The sequence below is a fragment of the Bradyrhizobium sp. SZCCHNRI3043 genome (assembly GCF_032377735.1).
GTDB lineage: Bacteria > Pseudomonadota > Alphaproteobacteria > Rhizobiales > Xanthobacteraceae > Bradyrhizobium.
Map to the genome: position 1 here is coordinate 1 of NZ_JAUHID010000022.1, position 23,231 is coordinate 23,231.

At 64.6% G+C, this 23,231-nt stretch carries 19 protein-coding genes and 1 tRNA gene; 9 read left to right on the plus strand and 11 right to left on the minus strand.

The window, feature by feature from the left end; translation table 11 throughout:
- Positions 1-428 precede the first annotated feature (428 nt).
- Complete coding sequence (locus QX124_RS28190; protein ID WP_315798884.1) at positions 429-2,207, minus strand: acyl-CoA dehydrogenase; 1,779 nt, start codon at positions 2,205-2,207, stop codon at positions 429-431.
- A 288-nt stretch (positions 2,208-2,495) separates the two neighbouring features.
- Here QX124_RS28190 and QX124_RS28195 point away from each other — a divergent pair.
- Positions 2,496-2,570: transfer RNA gene (locus tag QX124_RS28195), tRNA-Gln, on the plus strand.
- Between the two features lie 268 nt (positions 2,571-2,838).
- On the opposite strand, the gene QX124_RS28200 is transcribed toward QX124_RS28195, so the two are convergent.
- The gene (locus QX124_RS28200; protein WP_315741074.1) at positions 2,839-3,840 is read right to left on the minus strand and encodes a UDP-glucuronic acid decarboxylase family protein; all 1,002 of its coding nucleotides are present in this window, start codon (positions 3,838-3,840) and stop codon (positions 2,839-2,841) included.
- Positions 3,841-4,013: 173 nt separating this feature from the next.
- Between QX124_RS28200 and QX124_RS28205 the strand changes: the two genes are divergently transcribed.
- On the plus strand, positions 4,014-5,096 hold the full coding sequence (locus QX124_RS28205) for a glycosyltransferase family protein (protein WP_315798885.1): 1,083 nt from the start codon (positions 4,014-4,016) through the stop codon (positions 5,094-5,096).
- Here QX124_RS28205 and QX124_RS28210 read toward each other — a convergent pair.
- Both QX124_RS28210 and QX124_RS28215 read right to left on the minus strand, forming a co-directional pair.
- Entirely contained in the window at positions 5,041-6,174 is a 1,134-nt protein-coding gene (locus QX124_RS28210; protein WP_315798886.1) for a glycosyltransferase, read from the minus strand. The two genes, QX124_RS28205 and QX124_RS28210, sit on opposite strands and share 56 nt — an antisense overlap.
- Positions 6,171-7,313 carry a glycosyltransferase gene (locus QX124_RS28215; protein ID WP_315776278.1) on the minus strand — a complete coding sequence of 381 codons (1,143 nt, stop codon included), beginning with the start codon at positions 7,311-7,313 and terminating at the stop codon, positions 6,171-6,173. The genes QX124_RS28210 and QX124_RS28215 overlap by 4 nt, the downstream gene beginning before the upstream one ends.
- Positions 7,314-7,665: 352 nt before the next feature.
- Between QX124_RS28215 and QX124_RS28220 the strand changes: the two genes are divergently transcribed.
- The 4 genes from QX124_RS28220 (at position 7,666) to QX124_RS28235 (ending at position 13,134) form a co-directional block, all read left to right on the plus strand.
- Positions 7,666-8,919, plus strand: a complete 1,254-nt coding sequence (locus QX124_RS28220) for an LptF/LptG family permease (RefSeq protein WP_315782541.1) — start codon at positions 7,666-7,668, stop codon at positions 8,917-8,919.
- A gap of 44 nt (positions 8,920-8,963) precedes the next feature.
- Positions 8,964-10,169, plus strand: coding sequence for a pyridoxal phosphate-dependent aminotransferase family protein (locus QX124_RS28225; protein ID WP_315776280.1), 1,206 nt, complete (start codon positions 8,964-8,966; stop codon positions 10,167-10,169).
- A 76-nt stretch (positions 10,170-10,245) separates the two neighbouring features.
- Positions 10,246-11,463, plus strand: coding sequence for a radical SAM protein (locus tag QX124_RS28230; RefSeq protein ID WP_315717191.1), 1,218 nt, complete (start codon positions 10,246-10,248; stop codon positions 11,461-11,463).
- A 135-nt stretch (positions 11,464-11,598) separates the two neighbouring features.
- Complete coding sequence (locus QX124_RS28235; RefSeq protein ID WP_315798887.1) at positions 11,599-13,134, plus strand: B12-binding domain-containing radical SAM protein; 1,536 nt, start codon at positions 11,599-11,601, stop codon at positions 13,132-13,134.
- A 26-nt stretch (positions 13,135-13,160) separates the two neighbouring features.
- Here the strand turns inward: QX124_RS28235 and QX124_RS28240 are convergent, their stop codons facing one another.
- The 7 genes from QX124_RS28240 to QX124_RS28270 form a co-directional block, all read right to left on the minus strand.
- On the minus strand, positions 13,161-14,294 hold the full coding sequence (locus QX124_RS28240) for a glycosyltransferase (protein WP_315798888.1): 1,134 nt from the start codon (positions 14,292-14,294) through the stop codon (positions 13,161-13,163).
- 12 nt (positions 14,295-14,306) lie between these two features.
- Positions 14,307-15,101: an SDR family NAD(P)-dependent oxidoreductase gene (locus tag QX124_RS28245; RefSeq protein ID WP_315798889.1), complete on the minus strand. Its 795-nt coding sequence runs from the start codon at positions 15,099-15,101 to the stop codon at positions 14,307-14,309.
- 12 nt (positions 15,102-15,113) lie between these two features.
- Positions 15,114-15,953 carry a MaoC family dehydratase gene (locus tag QX124_RS28250; protein ID WP_315798890.1) on the minus strand — a complete coding sequence of 280 codons (840 nt, stop codon included), beginning with the start codon at positions 15,951-15,953 and terminating at the stop codon, positions 15,114-15,116.
- A 16-nt stretch (positions 15,954-15,969) separates the two neighbouring features.
- The gene (locus tag QX124_RS28255; protein ID WP_315798891.1) at positions 15,970-17,184 is read right to left on the minus strand and encodes a beta-ketoacyl-[acyl-carrier-protein] synthase family protein; all 1,215 of its coding nucleotides are present in this window, start codon (positions 17,182-17,184) and stop codon (positions 15,970-15,972) included.
- Between the two features lies 1 nt (position 17,185).
- Positions 17,186-17,452 carry an acyl carrier protein gene (locus QX124_RS28260; protein ID WP_315741085.1) on the minus strand — a complete coding sequence of 89 codons (267 nt, stop codon included), beginning with the start codon at positions 17,450-17,452 and terminating at the stop codon, positions 17,186-17,188.
- A gap of 68 nt (positions 17,453-17,520) precedes the next feature.
- Positions 17,521-18,720 carry a hypothetical protein gene (locus QX124_RS28265; protein ID WP_315798892.1) on the minus strand — a complete coding sequence of 400 codons (1,200 nt, stop codon included), beginning with the start codon at positions 18,718-18,720 and terminating at the stop codon, positions 17,521-17,523.
- Positions 18,717-19,856, minus strand: coding sequence for a hypothetical protein (locus QX124_RS28270; RefSeq protein WP_315798893.1), 1,140 nt, complete (start codon positions 19,854-19,856; stop codon positions 18,717-18,719). Before QX124_RS28270 ends, QX124_RS28265 begins: the two co-directional genes overlap by 4 nt.
- 319 nt (positions 19,857-20,175) lie before the next feature.
- On the opposite strand from QX124_RS28270, the gene QX124_RS28275 reads away from it, so the two are divergent.
- The 3 genes from QX124_RS28275 to QX124_RS28285 are packed head-to-tail and all read left to right on the plus strand — an operon-like array spanning position 20,176 to position 23,229.
- Positions 20,176-21,438: an ABC transporter ATP-binding protein gene (locus QX124_RS28275; RefSeq protein WP_315798894.1), complete on the plus strand. Its 1,263-nt coding sequence runs from the start codon at positions 20,176-20,178 to the stop codon at positions 21,436-21,438.
- Entirely contained in the window at positions 21,435-22,313 is an 879-nt protein-coding gene (locus tag QX124_RS28280) for a class I SAM-dependent methyltransferase (RefSeq protein ID WP_315798895.1), read from the plus strand. The genes QX124_RS28275 and QX124_RS28280 overlap by 4 nt, the downstream gene beginning before the upstream one ends.
- Before the next feature lie 25 nt (positions 22,314-22,338).
- Positions 22,339-23,229 carry a glycosyltransferase family 2 protein gene (locus QX124_RS28285; protein WP_315776290.1) on the plus strand — a complete coding sequence of 297 codons (891 nt, stop codon included), beginning with the start codon at positions 22,339-22,341 and terminating at the stop codon, positions 23,227-23,229.
- Positions 23,230-23,231: the final 2 nt, after the last annotated feature.

Sequence of the window (23,231 nt, forward strand, 5' to 3'; positions counted from 1 at the left end):
GGTGTGGGAGGGGTGGAGTCGCGAGACTCCCCCCTATCCCGATCGGCCAGCGCCCGGCCTTCCCTGCGCCCTCCACTCGGTGAGGGCGGGTTTCGAGAGCATAGCTCGGGCGCGGAATGCGTCGCGAGGACGCGGATGCTCATCTCATCGCGACAGGCTGTTCGGATAGATGTTTCAGATGTGGATCAATGAAGCGGCGAACTCGGGACACCCTCCCCTGGAGGGGGAGGGTCGATCGCGCGCGTAGCGCGGGATCGGGGTGGGGTGATCTCTCCGTTGGCACAAGCATCCGCGGAGAGATCACCCCACCCCGCCTCACGCGTCGCTGCGCGCCCCGCGAGGCGACCCTCCAGGGGAGGGTGGGAGCCCGGCAGCGAGCTTTGGTGCGGGAGGCTGAACTCGCTGGTCTGGGTCGCGACGCTCGCCGCTCACGCCACCAGCACGGCCTCCGCCGCGAGCACGGCGTCGGCGCCGTCGGTGACGGTCTTTTCCAGGGACGGGGCCTGCACCGCGAAGGTCTCGGCGAAGAACCGGGCGAGCGCGACGTGACGCGCCCCCTCGGTCTCGTTCTCGCTGCGCGCGGCCAGCGCCTCGTTGGCCAGCATGCAGCCGCCGAGCGCCGAGCCGAACAGGCGCAGGTAAGGCGTGGCGCCGGCGAGCGCATCGTTCGGCGCGGTGCCGAGCTTGTCCAGCAGCCAGCGGCTGGAGCGGTCGAGCGCGCCGAGCGCCTCGCGCAGCTTGGCGCCAGTGGTGCCGAAGGCCGGATCGTTCGAGGCCTCGACGCGGCGGACGATCTCGGTGAGCTCGTCGAGCAGCTTGAACACCGAGGCGCCGCCGTTCGCACCCAGCTTGCGGGTGACGAGGTCGATCGCCTGGATGCCATTGGTGCCCTCGTAGATCGCGGTGATGCGCGCGTCGCGATAGTGCTGCGCGGCGCCGGTCTCCTCGATGAAGCCCATGCCGCCATGGATCTGCACGCCGAGATAGGCGACCTCGTTGCCGATGTCGGTGGAGAACGCCTTTGCGATCGGCGTCAGCAGCGCGCCGCGCGCGGCGGCTTCAGTGCGCACCGCCGGATCCTTGGCGCGCACGGACACGTCGAGTGCGACGGCGGTCGCGTAGCAGATCGAGCGAGACGCGGCGGTGAGGACGCGCATCTGCATCAGCATGCGCTTGACGTCGGGATGGGCGATGATCGCGTCAGAGCCTGTGCCCTTAGCTCCCACGGCGCGGCCCTGTTTGCGCTCCTGCGCGTAGGCCAGCGCCTGCTGATAGGCGCGATCGGCGACGCCGACACCTTCGAGGCCGACGCCGAGCCGCGCCTGGTTCATCATCGTGAACATGCAGCGCATGCCGGCGTTTTCTTCGCCAATGAGATAGCCGATGGCGCCGCCGTGATCGCCCATCGTCATGGTGCAGGTCGGCGAGGCATGCATGCCGAGCTTGTGCTCGATGCCGGAGGCATAGATGTCGTTGCGGGCGCCGAGCGAGCCATCGGCGTTGACGAGGAATTTCGGGATCAGGAAGAGAGAGATGCCCTTGGTGCCGGCCGGCGCGTCCGGCAGCCGCGCGAGCACGAAATGCACGATGTTGTCGGTCATGTCGTGGTCGCCATAGGTGATGAAGATCTTGGCTCCGGTGATGCGGTAGGTGCCATCCGCGGCGCGCTCGGCGCGGGTGCGCAAGGCGCCGACGTCGGAGCCGGCCTGCGGCTCGGTGAGCTGCATCGTTCCGGTCCATTCGCCGGAGATCAGCTTGCCGAGATAGATGTCCTTCAGCTCCTTGCTGCCGTGGGCGTCGAGCGCCTCGATGGCCGACAAGGTCAGCAGCGGGCACAGGCCGAAGGCGACGTTGGCCGCGCTCCAGATCTCGGTGCAGGCGGCGTTGATGGCGAGCGGCAGGCCCTGGCCGCCATGCGCCTCGGGACCGGACACCGCGTTCCAGCCGGCCTCGGTCCAGCGCTTGTAGGCGTCCGGCCAGCCGGGCGCGGTGGTGACCTTCTTATCGGCGAGCTTGACGCCGTTCCTGTCGCCGATGTGGTTGAGCGGGGCGAGCACGTCGCTCGCGAATTTGCCGGCTTCCTCGAGCACGGCCGCGGTGATGTCGGGGTCGAAATCGCCGTAATGGCCGGCCTCGACCGCCGCCTTCAGCCCGGCGCCGTGGTTGAGGGCGAGCAGCATGTCGTTGAGCGGGGCGCGATAGGTCATGGCGTGTCCTCGGGGCTCGATGTGGCCGGTTTGGCCGCCGTCATCCCATGAAACCGGCCGGGTCTCAACTTTTTCGCGTGGCGCTGCGGCCGGGCGCCGCGGCGGCTTCCAACGAGCAGGATAAGGGCTTGCCGGCATTGACGAATTGGCCTGGGCGGCGGATCACCGGAGGGGCCTGCAAAATTCCTGCGGCGGCGCGGTTGAAATGGGCGGGCGCGCTCTGTAGACCACGGGCGCCGACCCGGAATCGCATGGCGCCCGCGCGCCACGTCGATCCGCCGGGCCTGATGGGGCGTAGCCAAGCGGTAAGGCAGCGGATTTTGATTCCGCCATTCGGAGGTTCGATCCCTCCCGCCCCAGCCAGATTTCTGAAGCGAAGTCAGTATTTTAAATTTTCCCGACTTTGTTGTTCTGAAACCCTCAGGCGTGCCAGGAGTCTGGCCCTCCGAAGGCGGTTGCTGCGAAAAGATTGCCCTGCACTCTCATGATGCCCGCTTGTTTCTGGCAGCCAATTTACTTGGAGCTGAGCGAGAGTCTGCGCTCCGCCCAGGTCGTCTTGCCACTTCTCGCGCAGGCATCAGACGCTGGCGAGCGAGATTCCGTCGACCGGTCCAAACCGAGGCCCGTCACCTCAATCCGGGTCGTCCAGCAGGGATCGGCGGACAGCATCCTCGGACAGGAGCCGGTCGAAATAGGCGATGGTCCTGGTCAGGCCTTCGGTAAGGCCAATCCTCGGCTGCCATGACAGGACAGCTTCGGCGCACGCTATGTCGGGCCGTCGCCGACATGGATCATCCACCGGTCGCTTCCCGCATACGATGGCAGACCGCGAATTGCACAAGTCGATGATGGTCCTGGCGAGTTCCTGGATCGAGATCTCGGCGGGGTTGCCGAGATTGACCGGTCCGGTCACATCGTCGGGGGTCGCGGCGAGGCGGACGAGCGCATCGACCATGTCGTCGACATAGCAGAACGATCGCGTCTGCGACCCGTTGCCATACAGGGTGATCGGCTTGCCGAGCAGCGCCTGGACGATGAAGTTCGAGACGACGCGCCCGTCGTGGGGGTGCATGCGAGGCCCGTAGGTATTGAAGATTCTGGCCACCTTGATCTGTAAGCGGTGCTGGCGCCAATAATCGAAGAACAGCGTCTCGGCGCAGCGCTTACCTTCATCATAACAGGACCTCGGACCGATCGGATTGACGTTGCCCCAATAGTCCTCCGTCTGTGGGTGCTTCTCCGGGTCGCCGTAGACTTCCGAGGTCGAGGCCTGAAGGATCATGGCCTTGAGCCGTTTCGCCAGCCCTAGCATGTTGATGGCGCCGTGAACGCTGGTCTTGGTCGTCTGCACGGGATCGTGCTGGTAATGGACCGGCGAGGCGGGGCAGGCGAGGTTGTAGATGCTGTCGACCTCGACATAGAGAGGAAACGTCACGTCGTGCCGAAGCAGCTCGAAATTCCTATCGTCGAGAAGGGGCTCGATATTGCGGCGTGTGCCGGTGAAGAAATTGTCGACGCAGACGACCTGATGGCCGTCGGAAATCAGTCGCTCGCACAGATGCGAACCGATGAAGCCGGCGCCGCCCGTAACCAAACTGTTCTCGCTGATGCGCCTGGACGCTCTTCTCGACACGATCCTTGCTCGTTAGAATGTTCAGCAACCAATAACAACCATAAGATGAGTCGAAGGGCAAGGCGACGGTCCTGCGGGACTGTCGGCGCAAGGAATGAACGGGTCGATGGTGAATTGTCTTTCGCGGCGCTGGCCGCCGCTTCACCCGCCTGCCGGCGCGTCGGTCTGAAGTCATGGCGCGCATTCTCTATGGCGTGCATGGGACCGGCCGGGGGCACGCGATCCGCGCCTTGACCCTGGCTCAGCATTATTCCCAGCACGACTTCCTGTTCGTCTGTCATGGAGAAGCGGCGCGCCTGCTCGGGGGCCAATTCCGGGTATTCGAGTGTCCCAATCCGGTTACGCCCGTGGGCTCGCATCGGGTCGATGCTCCGGCGGCGTTGCTGCGTACCGCGGCGACACTCAGCAATGGCGCACATTGGCGCCGCCGGGTCGAGCAGGCGGCCGAGGCCTTCGTCCCGGACTTTGCCATGACCGACTACGAGTTCTTCGTGCCGCGGGTGGCGCGCAGGATAGGAGTGGCCTGCCTGTCGCTCGACAATCAACATGTCATCACCATGGGACGGATCACATGCCCTCTGGGCCAGATGTCGAGCCGGTTAGCGACGGCTGCGGCGGTCCGGCTTCTGTTCAGTTCGGCCGACCAGTACCTCGTCTGCAATTTCTTCGACGTTCCCGCGCGGGCGGCGAGCCCCTGGCTTCGGCAACTGCCGCCGCTGCTGCGGCGCGACGTCGTTGCGCGCCGGCCGACGACGGGTGACCACGTCGTCGCCTATCAGGGCTATCCGACGTTCCCGGCCTTCGTCGAGCATCTCGCCACGCTTGGCCGGCCTGTCCGCGTCTACGGCCTGGGCGAGCGCTGCAGCCTGGGTCGCGTCGACTTCAAGGCATTCGACGAGCAATCGTTTCTCGATGATCTGGCGTCCTGCGCCTTCGTCGTCTGCGGCGGTGGCCATACGCTCATCTCCGAGGCGCTGCATCTCGGCAAGCCGGTGTTGTCGATTCCGGTCCGTGGCGCCTTCGAGCAGTTTCTCAACGCGTACTATCTGGAGCGGCTCGGTTACGGCATGCGTGCCGATCTGGCGACTTTCTCGTCGCGGATCCTGCACGAATTCGAAGTGCGGCTGGAGAGCTATCGCGCCCGGATCGGTCACGGAGATTTTTGCGGCAACGATGCGGCCTTTGCCGCGATCGACGCGTTCATCGACGGCCGTTGGCGCCGCTCCCCGCGCTCCGGGCCTCGAGCACGGACTTGAACAGCGTTTCGTAGGCTGCGACCACTCGATCCGAGCCGTATTGCGACAGCGCGCGGATCGCGCCCCTCGCGGCAACGCGGGCCCGTTCCTCGGGATGGGCGACGACATGGCCGATGATCTCGGCGAGCGCGTCGGGATTGCCGGGCGGCACCAGCCAGCCGTCGACGCCGGAGGTGATCAGGCTGCGAAGCCCATCGACCGGCGAGGTAATCACCGGTTTGCCCATGGCCATGGCCTCGAGCACCGCGAGCGGCAGACCCTCGAAATAAGTCGGATGAACGAAGATATCCATCGCGGCGATCCAGTCGCGAACGTTGCCGCGGTCGCCGGCGAAGACCACGCGATCGGCGATGCCGAGCGCGCGCGCCTGCTCCATGAGTTGCGCGCGATCGGGTCCGTCGCCAACCAGCCAGAGGCGAACGTCCGAACACGCCAGCTTTGCGAACGCCTCGAGGAGATCGGGGTGGGCCTTCTGTGGGTGCAACCGTGCGACCATGCCGAGGATGGTGGTGGCGCCGCCGCCATGGTCCCGGCGCAGGGCGGATGCTGCAACGGAACGGTCACGGTCGTCCGCATCGACCCCGTTCGGAATGACCTGAACCTGGTCGCGCCGGACACCTTCATGCGCGAGCGAGAAGGGAACGATTTCGGCGCTCTGGAAGGCCACGCGGTCGGCCCAGGCCGCGGTCTTGCGATCGAACCACAATTGCAGCCGCGGTTTGTCCGCGTAGCGGGCGGTCACAGTCGAGACAATCGGGGCAATGCCGGCGACGCGCGCGGCGGTACGTCCGATCAGATCGCCCCACGGGAGTTCGGTGTGGACGAGATCCGGCCGGCGCCGCCGCAATTCCGCGGCGAGGTGCCAAAGACCGATCAGGCCGTACAGGCGCGGCCGCCCGATGATCTCGACGCTGGCTCCGGCGGCGCGCATGGCAGCGACGACCTCTTCGTTGAATATCTCGTTGAGGCAAATGATGTGCTGGATGTGGCCGCGCGCCGTGAGGCCGGCCACCACGCTGCGCAGCATGGTTTGAGCTCCGCCGCGATCGAGATTGTCGAGGATATGAATGATCTTCATCGCAACGGGGCTCCCACGCGCAGTGCCGCGTCCTTCAGGCCGTCGCGATACAATGTCGCGTAGGCATCCGCCATGCCATCCAGTGAGAAATGCTCGCGAACGTGCCGCAAGCCTGCCTGGCCGATGTCGGCTGCCCGGGCGGGATCCGCCAGGATATCCATCATGCAGCGTGCAAGAGCGTCGGCGTCGCCCGGTCTGACCATCCAGCCGGTCTTGCCGTGGATCACCAGTTCGCGGATGGCGTCGACATCGGAAGCGACCACCGGCCGGCTCGCGGCCATGGCCTCCATCAGTGCATTGGGCATGCCTTCCCACAACGAGGGAAGCGCGAAGAGATCGACGGCATCGAGGATGTCGCGCACGTCGCGCCGGGTGCCCGCGAAGCGGACGAACGTCGTTATCCCGAGCTCGTCAGCTTCGCGCTCCAAGGCTGCTCGACACTCACCGTCGCCGACGAGCCACAGAACCGCGCCGGGGTAGCGCTCGCGAACGAGACGGAAGGCGCGCAACAGATATTGTTGTCCCTTGGACGGATGGAGGCGGGCGACGGTCGCGAGCACGGTCGCTTCCGCGGACGTCTGTAGTTCCCTGCGCACGTCGCCGGGTGGCCGGCGCGCCGTCGTGATCGAAACGCCATTGGGAATGTAGACGACCTGGCCTGCGCGTATACCCTCGTGGCGGATCGCAAACGGCACCGCCTCGCGGTCATTGAAGACGACCGCCCTGGCCAAGTGTGCGGTGCGGCGATCGAGCCACCTCTGCCAGCTTGGTTTGTCGACGTTCCGGCCACGGATGGTAGAAAAGACCGCCGGTACCCCCGTCAGCCATGCCAGCAAGCGGCCGATCATGTCGGAGGTCGGCAGTGCCGTCTGCACGACCTGTGCCGGCCAGGTTCGGAGCTCCTGCGCCAGGCGCAGCAGTCCGGGTCCTGCCCACAGGCGGCCTTCGCCGATGATTTGAACTTCGGCGTAAGGCGCCAGACGTTCGAGGATTTCGGGATGCGCGATTGCACGCATGCCGTAGACGCGCACTGCGAAACCGCGCGCGGCCAGCGCCGGCACCAGGAGAGTCAGCCAGTTCTGGGTCCCGCCGACACCAAGATCGTCGATGAAAATCGCGAGATTGATGAGCTTCTGCATTGCTGCTCAGTGAGCCTACGCTTCGTGACGACAGTACCGCGTCGGTCGGTTCCGTCGGCGGTTGGTCGGGGCGTCCACACGGCGGGTCGGATGGCTGTGGACGTGGAAAATTGTCCAAAGACGTCATTGCCGCGAACCATTGACCGTATTCGGCCGCTGCCCGCAAGAGCGGCGCGAAATGTGGATGGCCGGCGGCGTTTTCATGACATGCTCGCCAAGATAGTATAATTTTCGTATGTCTAGTGTCGGCGGTAAGAGACAGTCGCCGGCAATACGGCTTTGGGGGCCGTGGTGGGAACGATTCCTAGGAAGGACCGTCCCCCCGGAGTGGAACTGCTGCCAGGGGCGAAGCGTGCTAGTTGGGGTCATTGACAGATATCTGACACGGCAGATTTTGCTTGCTTCGGCCGTCGCCGTTGCGGCTGTCGTCGCGCCGGTGATTCTGATCTCTCTGATCAGCCATCTGGGCGAAGAGGCGCTCTATACCAGCTTGGTGTGGCCCGCGCTCGCCAGCACTGGGCCGATGATCCTCTTCCATGTTCTCCCGGCGTTGGTTGCGATCGCGATCGTCTGGTCCTACGGCAGGTTTGCAGCAGATGGGATCCTGATCGTGATCTATTCGAGCGGTCGCTCGACCTTCGCTGCGCGGTTGCCGGGTTTTGCCGTCGCGTTCGCCGCGGTGGCGCTCGGCTATTTGCTGACCTGTTGGGTCGTTCCGCTAACCTCAGGGCATCTCCACGACGTGCTGTTCTCGCTGCGGCGCGGGGTAAATCCGGCGTTGCTCAAGGTCGGCGTTTTCAATCAGTTCGATCATGGTCGTCAGGTCTTCTATTTCAGGAACTACATCAAGGGCAACGAGCTTGCCGATGTCTTCATCCGGCAGGAGATGTCCGACGGCGAGGAGCGGGTCTTCAAAGCTCGTTACGCGGTGTTCGAAAGGCAGGGGGAAGAAAGCGGCTTAGTGCTGCTCGACGGGACCGTTCAGAGCTTGCGGAACGGACAGTCGGAGGTCAGGAGCGTCGCCTATGCTCGTATATTCGTACCACTGAACGAATATGGCTTCGGAGGCGTCAAGCGTGACTATACGATCATCGACGAAGTGCCCCTGCAGGACTTCCTCGATGGCCGCTCCAAGGCCATGGCCGACCCGGGGACGGCGCGCGAATGGATTCATGAGGCTCTCAACCGCCTGGGAATCCCGCTTCTCGCGCTCCTCCACACCTGGCTCGGCCTCGAACTGCTTCCCGTCTGGCGCAGCTTCGGCGACCGCCGAGGTCCGCGTGCCTTGCTCGTCTGCGCCGCGATCGGGGCGCTGCATTTCTTCATGGTGCTCACCATCGAGCAGACGCTGGTGGACTTGCGGACGACATGGGCGGTCGGCGGGCTCTTTCTGGCCGAGTTGGCGCTGGCACTCATCCTCGCCCTCAGGCGCCGCGGCGGGGCGATGGCCGCACCGTCCGCCACGCCCGCCGTTTCGATGCGGCTCGGAATGACCGGCGTGCCGGCGCTGCACGCCGGACTAGCTTTGTGGGACGGGGGCGCCGCCGTTTTTGCCAATGGACCGCACGATCAATTGCCGAACGCGATCGCGCCGCCGTGTCCTTGACGGGTAGTTCGGGCGACTCATCGATTACTTGGACGGATCGGCTTATGGACAACGGCGGAAACGGGATATTGGCGCGTGCAGATCGCCTCGGCAGCTCGCTGGAGAGGCTGGCCGATTCGCGAACCAACCCGCTGAGCATCGTCGTCGATGATGTCGTGGACACCGTCACCGCTATGGTCGCAGGCCGCCGAACGTTGATGTTCGGTACCAACAGCTATCTTGGGCTCAACTTCAATCCGGCGTGCATCGAGGCCTCGGTCGAGGCTGCGCGACACTACGGGACGGGCTCCACGGCTTCGCGGGTCGCTGCAGGCAATCACCGTCTCCACGTGATGCTCGAGGAGGACATCGCGACCCTCTATGGTCGGCGCGACGCGGTGATTTTCAGCACGGGATTCATGGCCAATCTGGGCGTGACTTCGGCGCTCGCCCGCAAGGGCGACATGATTTTTGTCGATGCCCATTGCCACGCCAGCATCTTCGATGCCTGTCGGTTGAGTGGCGCCCAGGTGGAGAGCTTCGCTCACAATGACCGCAGCGATCTCGACAGCCGATTTGCGCGCAGCAACGTCCCTGGACCGCAGACGTTGGTGATCTGCGAGGGGCTCTACAGCGTTCGAGGCGACCTTGGCGAGCTCAAGGGGCTGACGACCGTCGCGCGGCGCCATGGAGCGGTGGTCATCGTCGACGAGGCCCATTCGCTCGGCATCTATGGGCGCTACGGCCGCGGCATCGCCGAACACCTCGGCGTCGAAGCCAATGTCGATGTGATCGTCGGCACCTTCAGCAAGAGCCTTGGCGGAATCGGTGGCTACGCCGTGAGCGATTCGAGTGCGTTGCGCGCGCTGCGCTTCATGAGCAGGCCGTATCTCTACACCGCATCGCTCCCACCTCCGATCGTGGCGGCGGCGCGGCGGGCGCTTCACCTCATCGGAGGGGAGCCGAAATTGCGGGACGACCTCTGGCGCAACGCGCGAGCCATGCATGACGGCCTCGCCGGGATCGGCATCCGGCCATGCGCGGACCCCGGCCCCGTGGGGAGCATCCGGATGCCGGGGCTGGCCGCCGGCTATGAATTCTGGAAGGCACTGCTCGATCGCGGCATCTACGTCAATTTGCTGGTGCCGCCGGCGACACCCGACGGAGACGTGGTGTTGCGCTTCAGCGTCTCCGCTGCCCACACGCCGGATCAGATCCGGGCGGCGGTCGACGCCGTAGCCGAGGTGTCGAAGTTGGTGAAGCTGGCTTGATTGGAAGATGATGCTGGCGCCGCACGGCGTCGCGGCTTCGGATCGGGCTTGATGGGACGACGACGGTCGGGAAGTCATGGCAAAGACGAGCAGCCTGGGGATACTAACTGCGGCGCGCTACGCGCGACGAGTCCTTCCGCATCCATGGATCGCAACCAAGCTGATCCAGATGGAGGCTGACAAGCGGATTTTCAGCAAGTTCCGGATCAGTCGTGCGGAAGGCGAGGCCGGTAGGATTCGCCAAGCGAGCTTCCGTCTGACCGACCGCTGCAATCTGCGCTGCCATACCTGCGGCCAGTGGGGCGACAATGGCTATCTGCTCAACTCCAGCCTTCGGCATCTGAAGGAGCGCGAGATCCCGACCGGTCGCTATCTCGAATTGCTGCACGACCTCGTCGACCATGGTCATGGCCCGCTGGTCTACTTCTGGGGCGGCGAGCCGATGCTCTATGACGGCATCCTCGACCTGATCGAGGGCGCTACCGAACTCGGGCTGCCGGTGAGCATCGCGACCAACGGTACGCGGGTGGCTGCCTCCGCCGAACGGCTGGCCAAGGCGCCGCTCTTCCTGTTGCAGGTGTCGGTCGACGGCCATCGCGCTGACCTGCACAATGCGCTGCGACCGGCCGCGGGGGGCGGCGGCGACAATTTCCACGAGCTTTGCCGCGGGCTGGATGCGGTTGCCGAGGCGCGAGCGAAGCACGGCCGCGGGCTGCCCTTCATCGCCGCCCTGACCGTGATCTCGCAGGCCAACTGCAAGCATCTGGTCGACATCTACGATGCCTTTCGGGACAAGGTCGATCTGTTTGTCTTCTATCTGTCATGGTGGATCGACCAAGGTAACGCGGAGGCGCACGAGAAGGATTTCTTTCGCCGCTTCGGCTTCTATCCGACCCGCCATCACGGCTGGGTCGGAAACTGGAAGCCCAGCAGCACGGAGGCGCTGGACGATCAGCTACGGGCGGTGATGGAACGATCGTCCGGCTGGTCATCGCCTGCGGTCGCGTTGATTCCGCCGATCTCCGGCTCTGACAAGCTGACGACGTATTACACCGATCACCAGGAGCACTTCGGCTATGACGAATGTGCGGCGATCTTCCAGGCGGTCGAGATCAACAGCAACGGCGATGTCTCGCCGTGCCGCGACTACCACGACTACGTCGTCGGCAACGTCAAGACGTCGACGATCACCGAATTATGGAATTCCGAGCCGTACAGGAAGTTCCGGGCGAGCATCGGTCGCGACGGGCTCATGCCGGTCTGCGCCCGCTGTTGCGGTCTGATGGGATACTAAGCGGCTGCGGTCGGCAGGATCTGGAGGGAGTTCATGGCAGCGACACGATGCAACGTCCTCCTCGTTTATCCTCGCTTCGATCTGACGTCGTTCTGGAGCCTGACGACGACGTGCCGGATCGCCGGCAAGCGGCGCATGGAGCCGCCGCTCGGCCTGATCACCGTCGCGGCGATGCTGCCGAAGGAATGGTCGGTCCGCCTCATCGATCGCAATGCGGAGGAGGTCGGCGAATGCGATCTCGCCTGGGCCGACATGGTCATGACCGGCGGCATGATCCCGCAGCGAGCCGACACGCTGCGCCTGATCGAACTCGGTCAATCCCGCGGCAAACCGGTTGTCGTCGGCGGGCCGGACATCACCTCCAGTCCGGATGCCTACAGTCATGCGGACTTTCGCATGCCGGGTGAGGTCGAAGCGACGATGGCCGCCTTCATAGAGTCCTGGGATGCGGGCGAGCGCCGCGGGCTGTTCGAGGCGGAGAAATTCACCGTCGATGTGACCAAGAGTCCGCTCCCGCGTTTCGACCTTCTCAAGCTCGACCATTATCTGGCTTTGTCCGTCCAGTTTTCGCGGGGCTGTCCGTTCATCTGCGAGTTCTGCGACATCATCGAGCTCTACGGACGGGTGCCGCGCGCCAAGACCGTTGAACAGTTGCTCGGCGAGCTGGAGAATCTCTACCGGCTCGGTTATCGCGGCCATGTCGATTTCGTCGACGACAATCTGATCGGCAACAAGAAGGCGGTGAAGCAGTTTCTGCCGCATCTATGCGCCTGGCAAAAGGCGCACGGCTATCCCTTCACGTTCAGCACGCAGGCCTCGATCAACCTCGCCGACGACGACGTCCTCCTGCACTTGATGCGCGACGCGAATTTCGGGGCGGTCTTCATTGGGATCGAAAGCCCCAACGAGGACGCACTGCTGTCCACCCAGAAGAAGCAGAATATGCGGCGCAATCTCGCCGACTGCGTCCACAAGATCTACCGTGCCGGAATGTTCGTGACCGCAGGTTTCGTGGTTGGATTCGACAACGAACACGAGCGGATCGCCGACGAGATGGTCTCCTGCATCGAAACGGCCGGGCTGCCGATCTGTATGGTCGGCCTGCTGACCGCGCTGCCGCAGACCCAGCTCTCGCGACGACTCGAACGCGAGGGGCGGCTGAACCCTGACGTCGATTTCAGCTTCGTCAGCAGCGCCGATGGCGGCGATCAATGCACCGAGGGCCTCAATTTCCGAACCGCCCGGGCGCGGCGCGACGTGTTGGGCGACTACCGCTCGATATTGGAACGGGTCAATCGGCCTGCGGCCTTCTTCGGCCGGATCCGGGCGGTCGCCCGCCTGCTGGTCCCGGCTCGCATCAATGCCTCGGTGCCCTGGCGGGTGGTTTTGAACGATGCGGCGACGGTCGTGCGCCTGCTCTGGTTCCTGGCCGCGCGGCGGCCGGACCTCCTGAGCGGATTCCTTGCGACCATCGCCGAATGCGCAATCCGCAATCCGAGGGCGCTCAAACAGGTGGTCTCTCTATTTCTACTCTACCTCCATGTTGGGCCGTTCTCCAAAGAGGTGATCGCAAGCCTGAACCGGCAGATCGGATCAATCGATGCCGGCCTTGCGCGGCGGCATGAACCGCCGGCGGCGATCGGTCAGGCGGCGGTCCGATCGGGCCTCTGATCAGGCGGTCTTGTCAGGCGGTCTAGTCAAGTGGTCTTGGCGGGAACGTCGAACGGCAGTCCGGCCCAGGTCACACGGCGGTCGAGCAGCGCCTTCAGCCACATCACGGGAAGCAGGACTTCCCGGCACAATCCAGAGAGTGGGGACATCCAGGACCAGCCCCAGCCTTTGGCCGCGAAGAAGGTGACGTCGAGCAAGACCCAGCCGAGCAGGGTCCCGCCCGCCATCAGCCACGATGGCATTCCGAAGGCTGCAGCGCCCACGGCGCCGCACAGGGCCGTGAAAGCGCCACTGACCAGCGGCTCGCCGCAGAAGGCCAGCGGTGCCTGGATTCGACGAATGACCATCCAGCGCTGGTGGCGGTCCCAGACTTCGCTGAACGGCCGCCGGCCGATCGCCTGACGGATCTCCTTGGCTGCGAACACCGTTCGCAGGCCGAGGCGTCCCAGCCCTTGCGACAGCGCGTGATCGTCGCCGAAGGCCGAAGCCATCAATCCGATGCCGCCCGCCCGTGCCAGATCTCGCCGGTCGAACAGCATGACCTTGCCGAAGCCGACGTTTGCGCCGGCGGCGGACAGTGCCAGCGTCAGCGGAGCGGCCTGCCCATTGAGGAATGCTCGCTCGAGTTCGGCGGCGAATCCGGTCGGGGCGACGGCAACAGGGATCGCGCAGACGAGGCCGACGCCGGCGGTCAGGTTCGTCATCAGATCGGCGAGTTGGTCGGGGCTCAGGAGAATGTTCGAGTCCTTGATCAGGATCAGGTCGTGTTGCGCCGCTGCGATGGCCGGGGCGAGATTACTGACTTTCGGGTTCGGAGTGATGCGCTCGTTTCCGGTCAGGATCCGCGCGCCGACCGCCGGGAATTGCGCAGCGACCTGCCGGGCGATCTCGATCATCGGCGAGCGGTCTTCCGCGGCGGCGACCAGAACCTCGCTTTGCGGATAGACTTGCGCGAAGGCGGACGTGAAGGCCGCTTCGGCTTCGAACTCCAGCCGGCGGATTGGGATCACGATCGAGACCGGCGGTCGATCATGTCGTATAGCCAACCTGTGCCGTAAGCGAGGGTGCGCCAATGCGGCCGAGATGGTCGTGATGCGAAGAGCACAGGAGATCGCCCACCATGCCGCTGCGGCGACCGGGAGCATCGAGAGCGCGTCCATCGCCGTCGCCTGTCACTCGTTGTAGAGTTCGGTGCGCTCGGGCACGTCGACATGGACTGCGGCGAATGCAAGGTCGGTCAAGCGCCGCGGCAACAGGCGGGTCAAGTGCAGACCGAAGGCCAGCAGGCGGGGGAATGCGATGACCGCATCGCCGCGCTCCAGCCGCCGCCGTATGATGGCGGCTGCACGGTCGGCACTCATGATGAGGGGCTTCGGACAGACGGTGTCGCGGTTGAGCGCCGTGTCGACGAATCCAGGCGCAACGGTGCTGATGGTGACGCCCTGGGCGGCAAGAGTGGGACGAAGCGACTCGGCATAGGCGTGAAGGCCGGCCTTGCTGGCGCTGTATGCGGGACAGGAGGGCAGGCCGCGCAAGGCGCCGATCGACCCGATGACGGCGATCGTCCCGCGCCCGCGCATGCACATCCGCTCCGCCAGGGGATCGATGGTGTTGATGGCGCCGATCAGGTTGATTGCGATCACGTTGCGCACGACGGCCGGATCTTCCCGCAGCCGGCCGATGCCGAGCCCAGCGGTGACCCCGGCGCCGGCGATCGCGAGCCCGATCGGGGCGGCGTCGTCGACGGCGCGGATCCATCCCGCCATTCGATTGCGATCCCGGACATCGATCGACGCGGTCGTGACGGCTGCGCCGTTGGCCCGGCATTGTGCTGCCGTTTCTTCCAGGCGGCCCTCGTCCCGACCGGACAGCGCCATGTGGATCCCTGGCGCGGCATAGTTCATCGCGAGCGCGCGGCCGATGCCGCTGCTGGCTCCGGTGATGACGATCGAACTGGAGGCGGACATGATGTGCGATCCTCAGCCGTCGTGGCGCGCCGCGATTTCAGCGACGCATGCTGCGTACCCCGCATCGGTCGAGACGATAACGCGCAGGATCAACTGCTCGGCGCGACCGCTACCCGGCACGTCCGATGGCATTCGCTTGACAACACGGCCGGAGAAGAGGAGGCGGCTGCCAACTGGAACGGGCAACAGGAAATTGCCATGGATGCGATTGATCCGCAGTGCCGGCATCCAGTCGCGGAGCGCGCCTTCGATCTGCCCCATAGCCAGCATGCCGTGGATTATCAGGCCGTCGAGACCTGCGGCGCGAGCCGTTGCGGGATCGCTGTGGAGCGGATTGTCGTCGAGCGATGCCGCCGCGTAGCTCTCGGTCTGCGCGATGTCGATCGGCCCGGTCTCGATCACCGGAAAGCTCGAGTCCGGCATCGGGCGCGAGCGGAGTGCGGCGTCGCGTGCTGCGTCGGGACGAAACGTGCGCAACAGCGTGTCGAGCGTTGCGACGATCCGCCCTTCGGAATCGCACACGGTCCCGCGCAAGAGCGTCCGGTCCGTTGGGGTCCGCTCGCGACGGGCTTCGACTGCGAAGCCGTAGTCGCGATCGGGGCCGAGGCCTTCATGATAGGTGAAGGTCTGCGATTGCTGCACGACGATTTCATCGGTGAGCCCGAGCCTGCCGATCACGGTTGGTCGGATTGCGGGAAGGCTGAGCCAGCGGATCGGAAAGGAAAACGGTACGGGGCCGAAGCCGCGCTGCAGCCCCAGCGCGGACACGAAGGCAGCGACGTCCGCCCTGTCAGCGCGGACCGCAATCGGACCGATGCTGACCTGATCCTGCGCGCTGTCCGGCCCGCTCACATCAGATCCCTCAGGGTCAATCCGCCCGCGCGACGGCGAGGCATGCGTTGACGCCTCCGAAGGCGAAGGAGTTCGAGATGGCGACGCGGATCGGCATCGCGCGCGCCGCATTGGCGACCGGGTCGATGCCGCATTTCGCATCGGCACCGAGCCAGTTGATGGTCGGCGGCGCAATGTTGTCGCGCATCGCCATGATGGTGATCGCCAGTTCGATCGCCCCGCCGGCGCCCAGTGCGTGGCCGTGGATCGGCTTCGTGGACGACACTGCGAGGCGGGGCAGCCGGTCGCTGAACACGCGCTGCAGCGCCTCGGCCTCGGCGATATCGTTGGCGACGGTGCCGGTGCCATGGGCGTTGACATAGTCGATATCGCCGGGCGTCAGCCCGGCGTCGGCGATCGCCTGTTCGATCGCGGACCGAGCGCCATTGGGGTCGGGACGAACGATGTCGAAAGCATCGCTCGACGTGCCATAGCCGACGATCTCGGCCAGCGGTTCGACGTTGCGTCGGCGCGCGGTCTCGAGCTTTTCGATCACCATGATGGCGGCGCCCTCGCCGAGCACCATGCCGTTGCGGCCGGTGGAGAAGGGCCGACAGGCATCCGGGGTCAGCACTCGCAGCAATTCCCAGGTGCGGATATTCAGCGCGGTCATCGACGATTCGCTGCCGCCAACGATCGCCCGCTCCACCGCGCCGGACCGGACCAGCGAGGTACCTACTCCGATCGCCTGGGCCGATGAGGCGCAGGCGCTCGTGATGGTGAAGGTCGGGCCAGTGCAGCCATAGCGTATGCTCAGGTGCGAGGTGGCGGCGCTGCTCATGATGCGCGGAATGGCCAGCGGATTGAGACGGGACTTCGTCGCGTAGGCGCTGTAGCACTGCTCGTCGATGGTGGTGATGCCGCCGACGCCGGTTCCGAGAATCACGGCGGTCGTCGGCCCTTGGCGCTCCTCGCGCGCAAGGCCTGCCTGGGACAGGGCTTCGTCCGCAGCGACGATGGCAAGCTGCGCGTATCGGTCGCAGAACGGCAGAACCTTGGCCTCGACATAGCTCTCCGGGGCGAAGCATTTGATCTGCGCTGCGAGCTTGATCTGGTTCGAGCCCGGCCGCTCGAACTCGAGCGGTCCCACGGCGCTTTGTCCGTCGCGGGCTGCGCGCCAGAGGGCGTCAATGCCCTTGCCGGTCGCGCAAGCCGCGCCCATGCCAGTGACGACGACGCGAGGGCGCGACACGTCAGCTGCGCTCCACCAGAATGCGGGCTTCGATCTGTTGCACGAATCCGCTCAGGTCCTTGACGTCAGCGATGCCGCCGTCGATCGGCACATAGACGCCGAACTTCTCCTCGATCGCCATCAGGATCATGACGACGTCGATGGATTGGATCTCGAGACTCTCCAGCGTCGCATCGGGGGTCGTCTTGGCCGGGTCGATCTTCCCTTCGCTGACAATGACTTCAAGGATCTGGTCGGCCAGGGAGGCGGCAGGAGCGGCCTTTTCCACATTCGATTGGGTCAATCGTGCCTCCGATTGCGTGCCAAGTTGCGCTGCCTAGTTACGGCAACTTCAAGTCAGTCTACAATGCTCTTCTCGTAGACTCCATAGGTGTGGGACTGTCGCAATCCGATCCGGGTCAGGGATTGCGCCAGGGGGTTGTTGTCGAGAACCCACCCGGCTATTGCCCGGTCGATGCCCAGCGTCGATCCGCGCTTCCAGAGTTCCTCGACCATGACGGCCGCAATCGCTGCGCGGAGAGCGCTGCTGCGGTATTTCGAGGCCATGCCGAGTAGGACAATTCTGAAGGAACGGTACTTCGCGCGTTTGATGCGGATCAACAGCTTGAGCCAGCCGACGAGGCTCGGGACAGGCCCGAGCCCGGCGGCGACATCGAACAAGTTGGGAATCGCCAGCATGAATGCTGCGGGCTCGCCATCGACCTCGATGAAAAATCCAGCGTCCGAAAACAGCATCGGCTTGAATTGGGCCGTCAGTGCACGCACATCGGACTGCGTGGTCGGGGTGAAGCCCCAATTGTCCTGCCAACCATCATTGAAGATCTGCCTCGCCAGCTCCATGTCGGCGTCGAGGGCGTCGAGATGAATGTCGCGCGTGGTGATGCCGGCGTGACGTCGCATGGAGGAGAATCGTTCGAAACGCCCCTCGGTGCCGACGTCCATTCTATTGTACTCGAAGCAGAGCAACTCTCGGACGAGCGCGTATCCGGCGTCGCGAACGCGACCATCGAGATAGCCGGGATGCCATGGGAACAGCGTCATCGGCGGCTCCTGTTGCCCTTCCAGGAGGAGGCCAGATTCGCCATTGATCGACAGCAGGAACGGTCCCCGAGCCACCTTGCGCCGCTGCCGACGCAGCCAAGCCTCCGCGGCCACGAACAGCGCGTTGACGACGTCGCCGTCGTCGATCGCGTCGAGACACCCGAACAGTCCGATGTCGGCCGCTTCCGGCCCGGTGGCAGCGTGATCGATCTGGGCCGAGATGCGTCCCTGCGGCCGACCATTCCGCATGGCGATCCAATAGGCTGCCTGCCCGTGCGTGAAGAATGAGTTGTGCCGGGGATCGAGCATCTGCCGCCGTTCGAAATCGAGCGGAGCGACGAAACCCGGCATCCCGTTGTAGATCACTCGCGGCAGGACGATGAAATCGTGCAGTTGCGCGCGGGTGTGGACCTGCTCGATCGTCAGCGGCGACGAGGTCGTGCGGCGATGCACCACCGCAGAAGAAGAGTGGCTGTTCTCGCCGGTTGCGGTCATGTGCGGTCTCGGGGCAAGGCAGCGGGATGGGTGCTGCCGGGGCGGTCGGGCCCTTCGGCCCCACCGCCGAGGAACCAAAGCCACTGGGCCGCGGTCCGAGCGGTATTGTAATGCGCGCGCATCTGGGCATGTCCCTGACGCGCAATGCGATCCAGCCGCAGATCATCGTTCCAGATCTGCCGAATCGCGTCGCGCCATTGATCCGCGGTCTGCGCCGACGGCATGCCGCAGATCTCGCTGAAGGCGACAACATCCGGCGACCGGGCGTCGCCGATGGCCGGACATCCCCGGGCGAACAGGCCACGCATGCGACCGGCAGACTTGAGATAGGAATCGGGAACTGACGGCCGCGCCGGGACGATGCCCAGCCGGGCCTGGGCTGCCAGCGCGCACAGCGCTTTGGGCGACCAGGCGGCGTAGCGGACTGGCAGAGCACCCCACTGTTCGCTCCGCTCCGGAAGGTTCGTGAGGATGACGAGTTCGGCATCGGTGTCGCGGCCGAGCGAAGCGAGCGCGTCCTTCAGGGCGACGAGACCATCGAGGCTTTCCCGCGTACCATGCCACAACAAGAGTGGCGGTCGTTGCGAGGGTGCCGCAGCGTCGAGCGCGGCGCCGCCGCTTTCGATGAGATCGACCGTTTCGGTCTCCTCGATGAACCAGGTGCGGGAATGGGCAGTCCCTAAGAACGATGCGAATACCGGAGAGGAAACCGAGACGACATGAGCGAAGCGGTCGAGATTCGCCCAGACCCGGTCCGCGTCGTCGGGCTGCAGCAGGACGGTACGATGCGGTGAGCACAGGCCACGCGGCGGGACGGCCTTGAGGCAGAGCAGCCAATCCACCGGCGCGGTGGGGAGGCCTCCGGCATCGATCTGCCAAGGCAGACCGAGAGCTGCGACTTGACGGCGCAACTCCGGTACGACCCGATCGACATGGATGGCGGTGCTGGGCCACGGATTGGGTGTCCAGAAGTGAATGCGAAGTGGCGCGCGGCGCGGGTCGGGCGGCGGTTCCTCCGGGACAGCCACGAACCGGCCCGTTGTCCGTCCGCCGTGATGCGCCGCCAGCATGTGCCGGAAGCGAAGCTTGGCCGGCAGAAGCGGCGCCCAGCGGGGCAATGTGTTGTCCCAGATCAAGAAAGAATACCGGTACGAATTGTATTCAACGGTTCCGTCGTTCTTCTCTACCGTCCTTCGCCCCGGATTGATAGATATCGGACATCTTCAAGGTTGCAATTGCCATGGCCTGCTCGTTGATGTTTGATGGCATGGCCTTCGTCCGCAGTCTGCGCAGATGCCATCACTCGCCATCAAAGTCGAGAACGTCTCCAAAGCCTATACGGTCTGGTCGTCGCCGGCGGCGCGCCTACATGGGCCGATGCTCGGGCGGCTTGGCCAACTGCCGTTCCTGCCGGCCGCGGTGCGAGACACCTGCGAGCGATTGTCGCATGGCGCCGTGCGCAACTACTACGCCCTGCATGACGTCTCGCTCGAGGTGCGGCGCGGCGCCAGTGTCGGCATCATCGGCCGCAATGGTTCAGGCAAGAGCACGCTCTTGCAGCTGCTCGCTGGGACGCTGACGCCGAGCCAGGGCGAGATCGCCGTCGTCGGCAGCATTGCCGCCATGCTCGAGCTTGGCAGCGGCTTCGATCCGGACTTTTCGGGGCGTGAGAATGTCTATCTGAATGCGGCCATCCGCGGTATGAGCCGGCGGCAAACCGACGCGAAATTCGACGAAATCGCCGCGTTTGCGGACATCGGCGACTTCATCGACCAACCGACCAAGACCTATTCCAGCGGCATGACCGTCCGTCTGGCGTTCGCCACCTCCGCCTGTCTCAAGCCGGAGGTGCTGCTGGTTGATGAGGCGCTGAGCGTCGGCGACATCTTCTTCCAGCAGAAATGCATCCGCCACATGAGGGAGGCCATGGCCGATGTCACCAAGGTCTTCGTCACGCACGACCTCCAGGCGATCCGCAGCGTGACCGAATACGCCTATGTGCTCGACCGTGGCGAAATCGTCTTCGCCGGAAGCTCCAGGGATGCAGTCGATTTCTACATCAGGATGTCGCACCGCGTCTCCGACGGACGCGACCGTTCCGTGGCGGACGCCGGCTCTGCAGCGCTGGGCAGACGCTCTGCGCCGGGCGCGGACATGGACGCGAACAGGTTCGAACGGCTGCCATGGATTGATCTCAAGTCGTCGCAATTGAGCGGGGCGGGGGACGTTCTGATCAGGCGGGTCGCCGTCACCAGACCTGATCTTGCTCCGGCCGGTACGGTTCAGGCGGGGGACCGGATCAGCGTCGACCTGTTGCTGGGGTGCGCCGTAACGAAGACGCACGTGATCGTCGGCTATCTGCTCAGCGACCGTCACGGCAATCAAATCTGCGGCGAGAACAGTTGTAGCCTCGCCCGCGGCGTCGTCGCACTCGATCCCGGCGAACACCTGGTGCGGCTCGAATTTGTCTGGCCGGAAATCCAGCCGGGCGACTACACCCTTACGGTCGGCATTGGCGAGGGCACGGATCCGCTGCGGCACGTCGTCCAATGCTGGGCTCATAGCGTCGTCAAGCTCAACGCCATCAGTCCTGGTCTGGCGATCCACGGCATCTTCAACAACCCGATAACGAAGCTCGACATCGTCCCGCTTGGCGGTTCCACGGCCTGGCCAGCCCCCGGCTCGGCAGCGCCTCCATCAATCCGGTGTGGCGTATGATCGAGCCCGAGCATTCCGCCGACTTGTCGCAGCAACCAGCCTGGGTCGTCAGCGAACCAGCTTACGAGTCGGATGTCCTGAACCCGCAGCTCGCGATATCCCCCTGGCAGGGGCACCGCGACTTCGCCTATGATCTGGTCGGCTTTTCGCGGCCGCGCCTGATCGTCGAACTCGGCGTTCACTACGGCTGCTCCTATTTTGCCTTCTGCCAGGCGGTCAAAGATCGCGATCTGCCGAGCCGGGTCGTCGGCATCGATACGTGGGAAGGCGACGAGCACTGCGGCCACTACGGCGGCGAAGTGTACGAGACGGCAGCGAAGACGATGGCCGGCTCGTTCGCCGATGATCGCTTTGTGCTGCATCGCGCCCGCTTCGATCAGGCGACGGAAGCGTTCGACGACGATTCGATCGATCTGCTGCATATCGACGGCCTGCACACCTATGATGCGGTTCGCAGCGATTTCACCACCTGGTTGCCAAAGCTTGCCCCGGACGGAATCGTCCTGATGCACGATATCGCGCCGTCATCGGGCTACGAGTCCGCCCGTTTCTGGGCAGAGATCAAGCAGCGCCATCCGCACTTCGAATTCCTGAACCGGTGGGGGCTCGGCATCCTCTTTCCCAAGGGCGAACGCTGGTACCGCGCCGGGCTCGCCGAAGGCGTGCCGGACAAGATCCGCGGCTATCTCTACCGCGGCGAATGGCTCGTCGAGCGCTACCGCGCCGCCATCGACTTGCAATGGCAGAGGGAGCAGACCGACCGCTGGTGGCAGGAAAGCGAGAGATTCAAACAGCGCGTCGGCGAACTGGAAAGACGGCAGCCTTCTGGCTGGTTGCGCGCGATCGGCCTCGTTCGTCGCTCCGACGGTGATTGACGGGATGGATTGGGGATATCATCAGATGGATGACACTGTTGCGGTGATCACGCGGACCAGGAACCGTCCGTTGCTGTTGCCGCGCGCCCTGGACAGCGTGTTGGGCCAGAGCTTCGAGAATTGGATTCACGTCGTGGTCAACGACGGCGGCGATCCTGCCACGGTCGACGGACTGATCGCCCAGCGCACGGGCCGCTATGCAGGTCGTTGCCACGTCATCCACAATAATACATCGCGCGGCATGGAAGCCGCGTCAAATCAAGGCGTTGAAGCGACATCCAGCCGCTATATCGTTATTCACGACGATGATGACGCATGGCGACCGGACTTCCTCAGTAAGACTGTGGCCTATATGGAGGCGAATGCGACGTTTCCGAAACTGGCCGGCGTGATCACCCACACGGAGAGAGTCGTCGAATCCATAAGGGAGGACCGGATCGAGACCGTGCAACGACACGATTTCAATTCCTGGGTAAAGGGGGTGCATTTGTTTCGCATGCTGGCGCAAAACATGTTCCCGCCGATCTCGTTCCTGTTCAGGAGAGATGCGCTGGTGAAGATCGGCCCGTTCCGGGAGGATCTTCCGGTTCTGGGTGACTGGGAATTTAATGTCCGATTCCTGCAATCCTTCGAGATCGGAGTGCTGTGCGAATGCCTGGCCTATTATCACCATCGTTTGCCGGCAGGCGCGGTCGAATACAGCAATTCGGTCGTCGATCAGAGCCACCAGCATGAGAACTACAGCGTCTTCCTCCGCAACGAATGGCTTCGTCAGGAACTGAATAGCGGCCGCACCGGGATCGGCACCCTGGCCAATATTTCGTGGCAGATGTTTCTATTGGAGGCGTGGCTTCGAAAGCGGCGCCAGGACAAGGGCTTTCTTCATCGCGTCTTTCGCCGAAGAAAATTCGATTGAGC